At 37.4% G+C, this 15,129-nt stretch carries 16 protein-coding genes; 14 read left to right on the forward strand and 2 right to left on the reverse strand.

Annotation, left to right across the window (positions count from 1 at the left end):
• The first annotated feature begins 1 nt into the window (after position 1).
• The 12 genes from AC0IWE_RS02055 (at position 2) to AC0IWE_RS02110 (ending at position 10,818) form a co-directional block, all read left to right on the forward strand.
• The gene (locus tag AC0IWE_RS02055) at positions 2-505 is read left to right on the forward strand and encodes a NuoI/complex I 23 kDa subunit family protein (RefSeq protein ID WP_025146332.1); all 504 of its coding nucleotides are present in this window, start codon (positions 2-4) and stop codon (positions 503-505) included.
• A gap of 98 nt (positions 506-603) precedes the next feature.
• Positions 604-1,107, forward strand: a complete 504-nt coding sequence (locus AC0IWE_RS02060) for an NADH-quinone oxidoreductase subunit J family protein (protein WP_055908796.1) — start codon at positions 604-606, stop codon at positions 1,105-1,107.
• Positions 1,107-1,436, forward strand: coding sequence for an NADH-quinone oxidoreductase subunit NuoK (gene nuoK / locus AC0IWE_RS02065; RefSeq protein ID WP_055908793.1), 330 nt, complete (start codon positions 1,107-1,109; stop codon positions 1,434-1,436). Before AC0IWE_RS02060 ends, nuoK begins: the two co-directional genes overlap by 1 nt.
• 13 nt (positions 1,437-1,449) lie before the next feature.
• A complete protein-coding gene (gene nuoL / locus AC0IWE_RS02070; RefSeq protein ID WP_471791714.1) occupies positions 1,450-3,351 on the forward strand; it encodes an NADH-quinone oxidoreductase subunit L in 1,902 nt (633 codons plus the stop codon).
• Between the two features lie 20 nt (positions 3,352-3,371).
• The gene (locus tag AC0IWE_RS02075; protein WP_471791715.1) at positions 3,372-4,835 is read left to right on the forward strand and encodes a complex I subunit 4 family protein; all 1,464 of its coding nucleotides are present in this window, start codon (positions 3,372-3,374) and stop codon (positions 4,833-4,835) included.
• A 3-nt stretch (positions 4,836-4,838) separates the two neighbouring features.
• Complete coding sequence (locus AC0IWE_RS02080; RefSeq protein ID WP_055908785.1) at positions 4,839-6,212, forward strand: NADH-quinone oxidoreductase subunit N; 1,374 nt, start codon at positions 4,839-4,841, stop codon at positions 6,210-6,212.
• Between the two features lie 47 nt (positions 6,213-6,259).
• Positions 6,260-6,919, forward strand: a complete 660-nt coding sequence (locus tag AC0IWE_RS02085; RefSeq protein ID WP_055908782.1) for a DedA family protein — start codon at positions 6,260-6,262, stop codon at positions 6,917-6,919.
• Between the two features lie 2 nt (positions 6,920-6,921).
• The gene (locus AC0IWE_RS02090; RefSeq protein ID WP_055908779.1) at positions 6,922-7,473 is read left to right on the forward strand and encodes an inorganic diphosphatase; all 552 of its coding nucleotides are present in this window, start codon (positions 6,922-6,924) and stop codon (positions 7,471-7,473) included.
• Positions 7,473-8,897 carry a hemolysin family protein gene (locus AC0IWE_RS02095; RefSeq protein ID WP_082458745.1) on the forward strand — a complete coding sequence of 475 codons (1,425 nt, stop codon included), beginning with the start codon at positions 7,473-7,475 and terminating at the stop codon, positions 8,895-8,897. Before AC0IWE_RS02090 ends, AC0IWE_RS02095 begins: the two co-directional genes overlap by 1 nt.
• A gap of 8 nt (positions 8,898-8,905) precedes the next feature.
• Complete coding sequence (locus AC0IWE_RS02100) at positions 8,906-9,610, forward strand: 16S rRNA (uracil(1498)-N(3))-methyltransferase (RefSeq protein WP_471791716.1); 705 nt, start codon at positions 8,906-8,908, stop codon at positions 9,608-9,610.
• A gap of 86 nt (positions 9,611-9,696) precedes the next feature.
• Entirely contained in the window at positions 9,697-10,314 is a 618-nt protein-coding gene (locus tag AC0IWE_RS02105; protein ID WP_471791826.1) for a DUF4159 domain-containing protein, read from the forward strand.
• A 3-nt stretch (positions 10,315-10,317) separates the two neighbouring features.
• A complete protein-coding gene (locus tag AC0IWE_RS02110) occupies positions 10,318-10,818 on the forward strand; it encodes an acyl-CoA carboxylase biotin carboxyl carrier protein subunit (protein ID WP_471791717.1) in 501 nt (166 codons plus the stop codon).
• Between the two features lie 173 nt (positions 10,819-10,991).
• Here the strand turns inward: AC0IWE_RS02110 and AC0IWE_RS02115 are convergent, their stop codons facing one another.
• Both AC0IWE_RS02115 and AC0IWE_RS02120 read right to left on the reverse strand, forming a co-directional pair.
• On the reverse strand, positions 10,992-11,393 hold the full coding sequence (locus AC0IWE_RS02115) for a hypothetical protein (protein WP_471791718.1): 402 nt from the start codon (positions 11,391-11,393) through the stop codon (positions 10,992-10,994).
• Positions 11,338-12,681, reverse strand: coding sequence for an SUMF1/EgtB/PvdO family nonheme iron enzyme (locus AC0IWE_RS02120; RefSeq protein ID WP_471791719.1), 1,344 nt, complete (start codon positions 12,679-12,681; stop codon positions 11,338-11,340). Before AC0IWE_RS02120 ends, AC0IWE_RS02115 begins: the two co-directional genes overlap by 56 nt.
• 660 nt (positions 12,682-13,341) lie before the next feature.
• Between AC0IWE_RS02120 and porV the strand changes: the two genes are divergently transcribed.
• Positions 13,342-14,529, forward strand: coding sequence for a type IX secretion system outer membrane channel protein PorV (gene porV / locus AC0IWE_RS02125; RefSeq protein WP_463492365.1), 1,188 nt, complete (start codon positions 13,342-13,344; stop codon positions 14,527-14,529).
• Between the two features lie 20 nt (positions 14,530-14,549).
• The gene (gene ispF, locus AC0IWE_RS02130) at positions 14,550-15,029 is read left to right on the forward strand and encodes a 2-C-methyl-D-erythritol 2,4-cyclodiphosphate synthase (protein ID WP_471791720.1); all 480 of its coding nucleotides are present in this window, start codon (positions 14,550-14,552) and stop codon (positions 15,027-15,029) included.
• The last annotated feature ends 100 nt before the right edge of the window (positions 15,030-15,129 follow it).

The following is a 15,129-nucleotide window of genomic DNA, read 5'->3' on the forward strand; positions in this document are numbered from 1 at the left end:
TATGGAATCATTAAGTAATAAGAAAAAAGTACTGGAACAAAAGCCATTGAGCTTTATGGAGCGTATGTACCTGCCGGCAATTGCTAAGGGTATGGGCATTACCATCAGTCACTTATTTAAAAAAGAGGCTACAATAAGATATCCGGAGGTAGAACGCGAATTTTCTACCAACTTTAGAGGGATGCACTCGTTAAAACGTGATGAAAACGGTAAAGAGCGTTGTACTGCTTGCGGTTTATGTGCTTTATCTTGTCCGGCAGAGGCCATTACAATGATTGCAGCCGAACGTAAACCTGAAGAGAAGGATTTATACCGTGAGGAAAAATATGCAGCAACTTATGAAATCAATATGTTGCGTTGCATCTTTTGTGGGTTATGTGAAGAAGCTTGCCCTAAAGAAGCAATTTATTTAGATGGACCAATTGTTCCGGCTGATTATTTACGTAAAGATTTTATTTACGGGAAAGATAAGTTGGTAGAGGCTCCGTTGGAAATGAAAAAATAGTATATAGAATCGTCATGCTGAATTTATTTCAGCATCTCTTAAGCAAGACCCTGAAATAAATTCAGGGTGACGAAAACAAATAAATAAATAAACAATTAATGAGTACACAAGTATTCTATTTCGTAGCCACATTAAGTATCATCTTCTCGCTGCTTGTGATTTTTGCAAAAAATCCGATCCACAGCGTGCTCTACTTAATTCTTACCTTTTTTACCTTCACCGTTCATTATGTGCTGTTAAATGCACAATTCTTAGCAGTAGTAAACTTTATTGTTTACATGGGGGCAATTATGGTACTTTTCCTTTTTGTACTGATGCTGCTTAACCTGAACAATGAAACTGAGCCTAGTAAATCACCGCTAATTAAAATCGTTGGTGTAATTGCAGGCGGTTGTTTGGTAGTAACCTTAATCGGTTCGCTAAAATCAGCAAGCATTACAAGTCCATTGATCTTAAAAAATCCAGGATTAGGACTGGTAGAAAATTTAGGTAAAGAACTTTTCGGCCCATTTTTATTACCATTCGAATTATCATCTCTATTACTGTTGGCAGCAATGGTTGGAGCCGTTTTATTATCTAAAAGAGATGAGGTAGAAGCATAATGGAAAATTTAACATCACAACTTCAAGGCGTTCCGCTTAACCACTACATTTATTTAAGTGCCATCATTTTTTCTATTGGCGTAATAGGTGTACTAACACGCAGAAATGCCATCGTAATTTTTATGTCCGTTGAGCTGATGCTTAATGCTGTGAACTTACTGTTAACTGCATTTTCGGTTCATAGCAACGATCCATCCGGACAGGTTTTCGTATTCTTTATTATGGCTTTAGCCGCTGCAGAAGTTGCAGTAGGTTTGGCGATTATCGTAATGGTATACAGGAATACGAAATCAATAGATATTAATGTTTTAAATCGCCTTAAGTGGTAAATATATAATAAGAATGACAATAGAACAATTGATTTGGTTGGTTCCGTTACTGCCTCTTTTAGGGTTTGTAATTAATGGACTGGGCAGAAACTCTTTATCTAAAGGACTTGTTGGAATAATTGGAAGTGAAGTAATCCTGGCTTCTTTTATTATCAGCGTAGTTATTTTCTTTAGTTTACAAGGCGACACACAAAAATCTCACGAAGTATTTTTATTTGATTGGATTAGTGCTGGTAAATTGCACATTCCGTTATCTTTTCTGGTAGATCCTTTAAGCTCAATTATGCTTTTAATCATTACCGGAATTGGCTTTTTGATCCACCTATATTCTACAAGCTATATGCACGATGATGCTGGCTTTGGTAAATTTTTTAGCTACCTTAACCTGTTTTTATTCTTCATGCTTTTATTGGTATTGGGTTCAAACTATATCGTAATGTTTATCGGTTGGGAAGGAGTAGGTTTATGCTCTTACCTGTTAATCGGTTTCTGGTACACCAATACGGCTTATGCATCGGCAGCAAAAAAAGCTTTTGTAATGAACCGTATCGGCGATTTAGGATTTTTGCTTGGTGTATTCTTGATTTTCAATTTCTTCGGAAGTGTCGAATTCTCTAAAATTTTTCCTCAGGCGGCAAACATGTTACCAGGCCATAATACTTTGGTTTTAATTACCATCTTATTATTTATAGGTGCTTGCGGTAAATCTGCACAGTTGCCATTGTTTACCTGGTTGCCAGATGCAATGGCCGGGCCGACGCCGGTTTCGGCTTTGATCCATGCAGCTACCATGGTTACAGCTGGTATTTATATGATTGCACGTTCGAGTGTATTGTTCGATCTTGCGCCACTAACACAACACATTATCGCAATTGTAGGCGCAGCAACAGCATTAGTGGCAGCAATTATTGCACTTACGCAAACAGATATCAAAAAAGTATTGGCTTATTCAACAGTATCGCAATTGGGATATATGTTTTTAGGTTTAGGTGTTGGTGCTTACACAGGTTCGTTTTTCCATGTATTAACCCACGCATTCTTTAAAGCATTATTATTCTTAGGTGCTGGTTCGGTTATCCACGCCATGCATCATGAGCAGGATATGCGCCATATGGGTGGATTGAGAAAGAAACTTCCGGTTACATTTTTAACCATGATGATCGGTACAATTGCCATTTCAGGTTTACCACCGTTTTCGGGTTTCTTCTCGAAGGATGAAATTTTAGCACACGCTTTCCAGGCTAGTCCGGTTTTATGGGGAGTTGGAGTATTAACAGCTTTCTTGACTGCTTTTTATATGTTCAGAATGATGTTCTTAACTTTCTCTGGCAAATACCGTGGAACACACCATGAAGAAAGTCATGTACACGAATCGCCAACAGTGATGACTTTGCCTTTAATCATTTTGGCTATTCTTGCCGCAATTGGTGGTGCAATCAACTTCCCTCATATTTTTGGTGGAAACGAGTGGTTGGCTCATTGGTTATCAGGAGCTGGAGTAGCACAACACGAATTGGATTTAAGTCATTCGACTGAAATAGGTTTAATGGGAATATCTGTAACTGCCGCTGTAGCAGCCTTATTTTATGCTTATGGTAGATATGTAAGAGGAGCTCGCGTTCCTGTTGCTGATGAAGCACCGCGCTCTGCACTGGCAAAACTTTCTTACAATAAATTTTATTTAGATGAAATTTATGATTTCATCATCACTAAACCTTTGGATGCACTTTCGAAATTCTTTTATAGAATTATCGATAACAAGTTTATCGATGGAATTGTGAACGGGTTAGGGTGGAGCACTAATGAAGCCAGTAAAGGAATCCGTTTATTACAGAGTGGAAACGTAGGTTTCTATATATTTATGATGGTATTCGGTATCATCGTATTGCTTGCTTATACATTTTATTACATATAAAAAGGGTTCAAAATTAAATAATGGAACAACTTTTACTACTTATATTTCTTCCGCTGGCAGGTGCAATTATCACAGCATTTGCTGGTAAGTCGGCAAAAATAGTTTCAACCGTATTTTCGGTTGCTTCTTTAGGCCTGGCTTTGGTTATTGCCTGCAATTTCATTCCAAATGCAAGTACTCAGTTTGAGGTTAATTTGCCTTGGATTGCTGATTTGGGTATCAATTTTCATGCGGGTATCGATGGCATCAGCATGCTAGTGGTATTGCTCACCAATTTACTGGTGCCAATTATCATTCTATCAAGCTACAACCATGAATATAAAAGTCCGGCTGCATTTTATGCTCTTATTTTATTCATGCAGTGTGGTCTTTTGTTGGTTTTTACTGCATTAGATGCTTTTCTATTTTACATCGGATGGGAAGCAGCATTAATTCCAATATACTTTATTTGTGCCACCTGGGGCGGAAAAGACCGCGTCCGTATCAACATGAAGTTTTTTGTGTATACCATCGCAGGATCATTGTTTATGCTGATGGGGATTATTTATCTATACCTTCAAAACCCGGCACGCAATTTTGATATTCAGGCATTTTACGCTTTAAATTTAGACAGTGCACAACAAGGATGGATTTTTTGGGCTTTCTTTATTGCTTTTGCGATAAAAATGCCAATTTTCCCTTTCCACACCTGGCAGCCTGATACATATACAGCAGCTCCTGCACAAGGAACCATGTTATTATCGGGTATCATGTTAAAAATGGGTATTTATGGTGTAATTAGATGGTTATTACCAATTGTTCCGGCAGGAGTTCACGATTGGGGTCAGCTAGCTATTATTTTATCCATTATAGGTATTGTTTATGCATCAATAATTGCATTTACACAAAAAGATGCAAAACGTTTAGTGGCTTACTCATCTATTGCCCACGTAGGATTAATTTCTGCTGGTATCTTTGCTTTTAACCAACAAGGCATGCAGGGTGCAATGGTACAAATGTTGAGTCATGGTATTAACGTAGTAGGATTATTCTTCATTTTGGATATTATCTTTTCCCGCTTAAAAACAAATAAAATAGAAGAATTGGGCGGGATTGCTAAAGTAGCACCTCAACTGGCCATTACCTTTTTAATCATAGTTTTAGGAACGGTAGCTTTGCCAGGTACAAATGGTTTTATCGGCGAATTTTTATTGCTGATGGGCGTTTATAACTATGGCATCTGGGCAGCTGCAATTGCAGGATTAACCATCATCTTTGGCGCTGTTTATATGTTGCGCATGTACCAAAATGTAATGCTGGGCGAAACCAATAGTTTAACAATCACTTTCACTGATATTAAAGGAACCGAAAAATTGGTTCTTTACACCATATGTGCATTAATTATTATTTTAGGAGTTTATCCTAAACCAGTTTTGCACTTAACAGAGGCATCTGTACAACATTTATTAGAACAGGTAAATCAAAAATTAAACACAGTAAATTAAGCAATGAATATTATTATAACCATTAGTATAACAGCTTTTATAGTGCTTTATGCAGGTTTGTTTAAGGCAAATAAAGCATTACTACCACTTACCGTTGTTGGCTTACTTACTGCGCTAGGATTTACGTTTTCTGCATGGAATGGCAATGCAGTTCATTTCGGAATGATGCAGACTGATAATTTTGCCCTTGCATTTTCAGCGGTTTGTATTGTTGGCACCTTATTGATTTTCTTACTCACACAAAACTATTTTCACGCCAAAAGCGATAACATAGCCGAATATTATACTTTGATACTTTTTGCGCTTGCCGGAATGATCATGATGGTATCTTATAAAAATATGGCCATGTTGTTTGTAGGCCTGGAAATCATGTCGGTAAGCTTATATATCCTTGCAGGTATCCGTAAAAAAGATTTTGCCTCAAACGAAGCCTCTCTGAAGTATTTCTTAATGGGAGCTTTTTCAACAGGCTTTTTATTGTTTGGCATCACCTTAATTTATGGTGCAACAGGTTCGTTCGATTTAGATAAAATCCAATCATATCTTGTTGATAATACCACATCAATTTCGCCAATATTTTATCCAGGTGTAATTTTAATGATGATCGGTTTATGCTTTAAAATCGGTGCTGCTCCTTTTCACTTCTGGACGCCCGATGTATATGAAGGTTCACCATCGCTGATCACTACTTTCATGAGTACAGTGGTTAAAACAGCTGGTTTTGCGGCTTTTTTAAGGTTATTCGCTGGTTCTCTTGCCCCATTACACGATTTTTGGGTTGCACCATTGATGGTTATCGTTTGTTTAACGTTATTTATCGGAAATGTAACTGCCCTCTTCCAAAAGAATTTTAAGCGCATGCTGGCTTACTCCAGTATATCACATGCAGGTTATCTGTTGTTTTCACTTATTGTGTTAACCAAAAACTCAGGCAACAATGTTTTGGTGTATGCCGCGGCTTATACTTTTGCATCAATTATCGCATTTGCTGTGCTCATCCTGGTTAAACAAAAAACCGGTAGCGATAGCTTTGAGAGTTTTAATGGCTTAGGAAAGAAAAATCCGCTGGTGGCGTTATGCCTTACCATTTCAATGCTTTCTCTGGCCGGAATTCCATTAACTGCAGGTTTCATCGGGAAATATTTAATGTTTCTCAATGTAATGACAGAGTATAACACCTTATTGGTTGCATTTGCGATTTTAAACGCTTTGGTTGGTTTCTATTACTATTTTAAGGTAATTGTTGCCATGTGGTTTAAAGATGGCGCTGAAACTGAGCTTTCTACACCTGCACAATATAAAGTTGTGCTGCTCGTATCAGTAATAATCACACTTATTTTAGGTATTTACCCTGCAATTATTTTAAACGTGATATAGGTATGCTGTTCTTTAATAATTATTTGTAGTTTTACGAATAATTGAATATGCACGATTTTTGGAATAACCTGCATCAACTACTTGACCCCGAGAAATTATTGAGGGAGGGCGGTTTCTATCTAGTCATATTCGTAATCTATGCAGAAACGGGCCTGTTCTTTGGTTTTTTTCTTCCCGGCGATTATTTATTGTTTTTAGCAGGAATGTTTGTTGCAACAGGTAAACTGGATGTTAACATTGCTGTACTTTTAGCCGGATTGTGTGTAGCTGCAATTTCAGGTAATTTTACCGGGTATTGGTTCGGGCGTAAAACAGGGCCTGTACTGTATACCAGAAAAGACAGTTTCTTTTTTAAGAAGAAATATTTAAAGGCAGCAGAAGATTATTATCACAAACAAGGTGCCTTTGCGCTCATCATGGGAAGGTTTGTGCCGATTGTAAGAACTTTTGCACCGATTTTTGCAGGCGTGGTACGGCTGGATTTTAAAAAGTTCGCTTTGTACAATATTGTTGGCGGTGTACTTTGGATCTGCTCCTTAACTTTGCTTGGTTATTTTTTGGGCAGAAAGTTTGAAAAAGAAATTAACGATTATTTATTATATATTATTATTGGCTTTATCCTTATTACAACTATACCATTATTAATTACCTTTGTAAAAAGTAAAGTAGTAAGTGGCCCTGAAGAGGATAAAACAGATTTAAATTAGAAATGGCAAAAGACGATCATCACGCGTGGCATAGCGTATCTCCTGGTTCAAACCTTCCAGAGGTTGTAAATGCAATTATTGAAATTCCAAAAGGTTCAAAAGCAAAATACGAAATAGATAAAGAATCAGGTCTGATTAAATTGGATAGGGTTCTTTTTTCGTCAGTAATGTATCCTGCAAATTATGGCTTTATTCCACAAACATATTGTGATGATAAAGATCCGTTAGATATTTTAGTGCTTTGTTCAGTGGATGTATATCCTATGACATTGATTGAGGCTAAAGTAGTAGGTGTAATGCACATGGTAGATAATGGAGAGCAGGATGATAAAATCATTGCAGTTGCAGCTCACGATATGTCTGTAAACTACATCAACGATTTAGATGAATTACCTCCGCATCAAATGAAAGAAATTGTTCGTTTCTTTCAGGATTATAAAGCATTAGAAGATAAAAATGTAACTATCGAACATTTACTTGGTGTTCGTTATGCGCATAAAGTAATTAAAGAAAGCATAGAACTTTATAACACAACATTTAGAGAATTGGCTTAATGGATTTACCCACGGTATGTTTGTTTTTAAATTTTGAGTTAAGTGCAATCCTGCCCACAAACGTAGTTTTGGTTGCTTTACAAGAACCCGATACAGGTTCTGTTGGCTGGCGATTATTCTTTGCATTATTTTTGGTGTTACTTAATGGTTTTTTTGTTGCTGCAGAGTTTGCAATTGTAAAAGTCCGCGCATCACAAATCGAGATTAAGGCAAAAACAGGCAGCCGTGTAGGCAAAATGGCCAAAGGCATTATCCACAATCTTGATGGATATCTGGCCGCCACACAGTTAGGTATAACGCTTGCATCTCTTGGCCTGGGTTGGGTAGGTGAAGGCGTTATGCATACCATCTTTAAAAATCTTTTCGATAGCTTACAATGGGGCTTAAGTGATGCGTCCATCCATACCGCATCAACAATTGTGGCTTTTTCGCTCATTACCATTATGCACATTGTATTTGGTGAGCTTGCCCCTAAATCGTTCGCTATTCAAAGACCGGTAGCCACAACGCTTTTTGTTGCCATCCCGCTACAGATATTTTACGTTGTATTAAGGCCCGCAATATGGACATTGAACAGTTTGGCTGCAATAATCCTTAAACCTTTTGGTATCGATACCTCAGGCGGGCACGAATCAATCCACAGCACTGAAGAATTGCAATACCTGCTCGATCAGGGCAAGGAAAGCGGCGCCTTGGATAATAACGAACATGAACTGATTAAAAACGTATTCGATTTTAACGAGCGTGTAGTTAAGAATATCATGGTGCCAAGAACCAAAATTTCAGGCATTGAACTTACTTCGCCTAAAGAGGAAGTAATTGATACCATTATTAAGGAAGGCTATTCGCGATTACCTGTTTACGATGAAATCATGGACAAAATTGTGGGGATTATCCACGCGAAAGATATTTTGCCATTGGTTGCAGCAGGTAATCAACATTGGACATTAAATGACATTATCCGTAAACCTTATTTTGTAACGGAAACCAAAAAAATAAACGATTTAATGAGTGAATTGCAAAGCAACCGCATCCAGATTGCTATTGTACTCGATGAATTTGGTGGTACAGCAGGTATGGTTACTTTGGAAGATATTGTTGAAGAATTGGTGGGCGAAATTCAGGATGAATATGATGAAGAAAAACCATTGGTAGAAAAAGTATCTGATAACGAATTTATCGTGAATGCATTTGCTACGGTTTATGATGTTAATGAATATCTGCCTCATGATTTGCCTGAAGACGAAGATTTCGATACTATCGGGGGCTTGGTTTCTCACGTTTTTGAGCGTATTCCAGAGGTTGGCGAAAGTAACGAATCTTATGGTTATCTGTTCACTATTCTAAAAAAGACAGAGCAGAACATCGAAACTATTAAATTAGAGTTGGTTATCAGTAAAGAAGATATGGTTGATAATCACTAATTTCAACTATGCATATTTTTTATACACCGGATATTACCCAAAATACCTATACCCTTAACGAAGAAGAAAGCAAACATTGCGTTAGGGTACTTCGGCTGGCCGTTGGTACAATTGTAAACCTGGTTGATGGAAAAGGTGGTTTTTACACTGCTGGAATTACTTCCGATAATCCAAAAAAAGTTACCTTATCAATATTAAATGTAGAAACCGAGTTTCATAAAAGAAACCACTATCTGCATATTGCCGTTGCCCCCACAAAAAATATCGATCGGATAGAATGGTTTTTAGAAAAAGCCACCGAATTGGGAATTGATGAAATTACCCCAATTATAACTGATCGATCAGAGCGTAGAGTGGTTAAAGAAGACCGCTTGAACAAGGTAATTACTTCTGCCGTAAAACAGTCGATAAAAGCTTATCATCCAAAATTAAACGATGCTGTTTCTTTGGATACGTTTTTAAAAACTCCTTTTGAAGGAGAGCAGTTAATTGCACATTGCATTGATAGTGGTGAAAAGCAGTACATCTCCAATCTTATCACCCCACATCAAAAATATCTGGTTCTTATTGGTCCCGAAGGAGATTTCACACCTGATGAAGTTAATTTAGCTTTGAACAAAGGCTTTAAAGCATTAACTTTAGGTGATAACAGGTTACGCACTGAAACTGCTGCGTTAGCTGTTTGTTTTGAAATCAATTACCTTAACCGATAATCAATTTGAAGTTTTCAGTTTTCAGTTTTCAGTTTTCCAGGTTTCAGCTTTGGTCTTTCAGCTTTGGTCTTTTAGCTTTTAGCTTTATGCTTTTCGCTTTCACTCCACCAACCTACCGGATGGCAAAATTAAAATACAGTGGTGGTGGTGATTGGTATGCAGACAGAACCGCGTTGCCAAATTTAATAGCATACTGTAACGCTAATTTGAAAACTAATTTTTATGCCGAAGAAAGCATAGTTGATGTTGGCTCTAAAGAAATTTTCAATTATCCTTTTGTTTATATGACCGGGCATGGAAATGTGGTTTTTAGCGATCAGGAAGTGAAAAATTTAAGACAGTATCTTACCGGTGGAGGATTTTTGCACATTGATGATAACTACGGATTGGATAAATTTATCAGGCCACAAATGAAAAAAGTGTTTCCTGAGCTGAATTTTGTCGAATTGCCTGCAAATCATGCCATATACAACCAAAAATTTAAGTTTCCGGGCGGCTTACCGAAAATTCATGAACATGATAATAAAAGGCCACAAGGATTTGCTTTAGTATATAAAGGAAGGGTAGTTTGTTATTACACCTATGAGTGCGATTTAGGCAACGGCTGGGAAGATTTTGGTACTTACCCTGAAGATACACAAGAAACGAGAACTAAAGCGCTTAAAATGGGCGCGAATCTGGTTCAGTACGCCTTAACTCAATAAGCTATGCATAAAATAAAAGTAAATGACCAATTTGTATTTGAAGTTGAGCAAAAAGATTCAGCTTTTTTGGTTAATGGCAAACCTGTGCAGCTTGATTTAAGCACCTTGGGAAATAATAATGCCCATGTTTTATATGATCATAAATCTTTTAATACTGAGCTTGTAGAACTTAATAAAACAGATAAAACCTGTAAAATAAAAGTCAATGGGAATATTTACCAGCTTAGCATCGAAGATCAGTTTGATGTTTTATTAAAGCAGCTCGGATTAGATACTTTAGCCACAAATAAAGTGTCTGAAATTAAAGCACCCATGCCTGGCTTGGTACTTAAAGTATTGGTAGAAGAAAATGCCGAAGTAAAAAAAGGCGATAACCTGCTTATCCTCGAGGCCATGAAAATGGAAAATATATTAAAATCCTCAACGGATGGGGTAATTAAGAAGATACTAATTAAACAAGGTGATAAGGTAGAGAAAAATCAGATCTTGATTCAGTTTAAGTAATTCAAGGTACGTCATTTCGAGCGGAGTAAAAACGAAGTCGAGAAATCTGTCTAGATAGATCTCTCCGTTCCACTGCGCTTCAGTCGAGATGACGAATTTCATTTTAATTAGTCGAAGTAGACTACAAACTATAAGACATAAAAAAAGTCCCGATTTTCATCGGGACTTTTTTATTATTTACCTCTGCTAACCCTGTAAGGTTTTTGCGGAGGGTTTTTAAAACTTCTTTTTCCTGCGGTACTAATCTCAGGCGCACCAAGCATTGTCATGGCACAACGGAATCCGACTTCTGCAGATGATTCATCCTGTTGCATAAAACGTCGTGTTGCAGGGTTTAACCAGTAAGCCATATCGTTCCATGAACCACCTTTATATACTCTGGATTTATCGTTCACAAGTGTAACGCCTTCTTCATTCAATAAAGTGTTTTGTCTATCACGGTAACCCCTCTGATCGGCCTGATAACTTGTTGAAGCAGTAGCTGATGTAGCTTGAGGATCTGTCGATTTTGAAATTGAATCAGAACGTTTTGCCTGAGCTCTGTTTTTCTGCCCAGGTTTGTTTTCTGCCCGCATATGCATTTTCCTTAATCGGATTGCCATATTTATCAAGGGCAATTTTGCCGCTTTGCGAATCTTCTAATTTTTTATTGGTGAAATAGTTACCACGATATGGGTTAAATGCATCAGCATCAGTAAAAGTAGCAGTTCTGTAAACATCATTTACCCACTCATTTACGTTACCGGCCATATTATACAAACCGAAATCATTTGGCGTATATTGAATAACCGGAACAGTTAAATCTCCTTTATCATTCAATGAACCACCAACACCCATATAATCTCCAGGAGCCCTTTTAAAGTTGGCCTGAATCATTCCTCTGGTTTTCTTTTTTGCAGAACTCACACCCAAACCGTTCCAAGGGTAAATTTTGTTTTGGTTGATGTTTTCGTATTCTGTATTGCCAATTAAACCCAAAGCAGCATATTCCCATTCGGCTTCTGTTGGTAGGCGGTAAGGCTGCATAATTACACCATCTTCAAGCGTTGCAGTTCTTCTTGGCTGATTGTTTCTACCTCCGCCTGTAGCCGCTGTACCACCAGCAGTTGAAGTAGCCGCTCCAGATTGAGTATTGTAATCAATCGGTGCATTTTTACCCTTATCATCATACTGGTTATTTAAATAAGCATCAGTATTAAAAGGTTTAGATGGTTTTGGCGTAGCCGCAGCGGTTGCATTGTTATTGTTTCCTCTACCGTTGCCAGCTAAAGTTTTGTAATCTGTTAAGATACCTTTCTCACGTAAAATAAATTCGTTTGCTCTGGACGTTCTCCATTCGCAATACCGTGAAGCCTGTTCCCATGAAACACCTACAACAGGATAATCGCGATAAGCCGGATGCCTTAAGTAATTGTCAACATAAGGTTCGTTATAAGATAAAGCCTGGCGCCAAACTAAAGTATCCGGCAGCTCATTGTAGTAGAATTCGCGATCTTCTGGAAAGTTATAACGGATCCAGTGCAGGTATTCTAACCAGTCGGTATTCGAAACTTCGGTTTCATCCATATAAAAAGACGGCACCGTTACCTGCCTTTTATAATTATAAATATTTGGCTCTACACCAGGTACTTCAATGGCACTGCCACCTACTACCAAAACTCCGCCTTCAATCGGAATTAAACCCGGTCCTGGTGCCCTTTTGTATTGTGTTGCTACAGCAAACGCACCAGATTGGTTGTTTTTGCTTTTCCTATCGGCATAAGGAATACCTGTTTTGCTTGAGCTGGCACTTTTTGAGCTACAACCCGAAAGTAAAGCTGCTAATGACAAACAGGTAAAAGAATATAGTAATAGTTTTTTCATATAATACGTTCGATGTCGTTCCTACGGGGATTCAACCGATAAAATTAAACAATTTTAAATGAATATATAAATAATGTGAGAATAAAATATTGAATATATTTTTAAGGCATAATGTATTATTTTACGTGGTATTGTGTCTGTTTAGTTTTGAGGTATAAATTTAGCTAAATATTTATAAATAAGCTAGATAAAATAAATTAATCTTAAAATTGTGTAGTCTGTTTAAAGAAAGTAATTTGAGTTGTGGTGTAAAATTCTACAAATCAACCTCAATAAAATAAAGGGATCCATTAATATATTTCAGCTATGGAGCTGTTGAAGGGTTTAATAATTGAAAATTAAAAGTTCTGTTATAATTATTTGATGGAGATTATCAATAAATTAACCATATTTGATTTATTGGTTTTTATAGATCAGGGCAATATCCCAGGTGGTTAAAAGATAAATTTGAGAAATATGAATTCAATAATTTAGCTAAATTGCTACTGGCTTTGTACTTACATTATCTACAGTCACACCGGTATGTAAAAATCGTAGGTTTAATTAGTAAATAATATAGAATTCGTAATTTGGTGAAATATAAGTTTTGGTTTTACGTTAAAGGGTATATTCTCCAGTTATTGCTAAATACCAAAATCTAAAATTACGTACCTTTAAAGGATGAATTTCAAGTACATCAGTAAACTTGCTTTTTCTGCACTCTCAATGGCCTTGGTATTTGGTAAAACAAATGCTCAGGTAACCATAGGCAATACCCAAACAAATGGTAGTGAGGCAAACAATATTGTAACGGCAGTTCCATTTCTGCTTATTACTCCCGATGCCCGTGCTGGCGCAATGGGTGATGCCGGGGTAGCTGTTGCAGGTGATGTAAATTCGGCCAGTATTAATGCCGCTAAACTTGCATTTTTGGATAAACCTTACGGTTTTTCTGTTTCCTATAGTCCATGGTTAAAAAGTTTGGTTCCTGATATTAACCTCGCTTATCTTAGTGGGTTTTATAAATTAGACGACCGCAATACCATTGGTGCATCATTGCGTTATTTTTCTTTAGGATCAATTCAGCTTACCGATATCAACCAGCAGGATCTTGGGATTTCCAATCCAAATGAACTGGCTTTTGATGTTTCTTTTGCGCGTAATTTTGGCGAAGAATTTTCGCTCGGAACCTCTCTAAGGTATATTTATTCCAATTTGGCCTCAGGGCAGTTTTCATCTTCTGGTCAGGTACATTCAGGAAATGCTGTTGCCGTTGATGTATCAGGATTGTACAAAACAACATCCACATTATTCGGTAAACCGGCTATTCTTTCGGCTGGTGCCAATATTTCGAACATCGGGACAAAAATGAGTTATTCTGATGGTGGCGAAAATTTCTTTCTACCTACCAATTTCAAGATTGGAGGTGCATCTACTGTAAACGTAGATGATTTTAGTACGATCACTTTTGCGCTGGATTTTAACAAGCTATTGGTACCCACACAACCGATTTACGATTCGAACAATAATATCGTAAGCGGAAAGGATCCAAACCGCTCGGTGCCTGCAGGTATTTTTGGTTCTTTTAGCGATGCACCAGGTGGTTTTAGCGAAGAATTGAAAGAAGTAGGAATTTCTACAGGTTTAGAATACTGGTATAACCAGCAATTTGCTGTTCGGGCAGGTTACAATTATCAAAGTCCTAAAAAAGGCGATAGCCGTTATTTTACCTTAGGCCTTGGCTTAAAGTATAATATTTTTAACATTGATTTTTCTTATTTAATTGCAAATGCGCAAAGCAGTCCGCTTGCAAATACCCTTCGTTTTGGTCTATTGTTTAACTTTGGCGAAAATAAAAGCAAAAGATAATAGATTAAAGCAAAATATACATGAAAATTAAAGTAGGTTTCGGATTCGATGTACACCAATTAAAAGATCAGCATCCTTTTGTTGTTGGTGGTGTTACTTTGGATCATCATAAGGGCGCTTTTGGGCATTCGGATGCTGATGTATTACTTCACGCCATCTGCGATGCACTATTAGGTGCGGCGAACCTTCGCGATATAGGCTTCCATTTTAAAAATACCGATGATAGATGGAAAGGAATCAGTAGCCTGATTTTATTGAAAGAAACCGTTAAGTTATTGACCGAAAAAGGGTGGCAAATAGGAAATATCGATGCAATGCTTTGCCTTGAAGCTCCAAAAATTAATCCGCATATCCCTGCAATGCAACAGCATATTGCCGATGCAACAGGCATGTCTACAGAAGATATTTCAATTAAGGCCACTACAAACGAGCAAATGGGCTTTATTGGTAGGGAAGAAGGTGTGGTTGCCTATGCCGTTTGTCTGATTGAAAAACCATAACGGTGTTACAATTTTCTTCCGCTGAAGTCTGAAATGGGTAAGTAGACGCAAAAATCAGGATAAAGCTAGCTAACGGTATACAACTCGCGCGAAAGAGAAA

The sequence above is a fragment of the Pedobacter sp. AC402 genome (assembly GCF_979252805.1).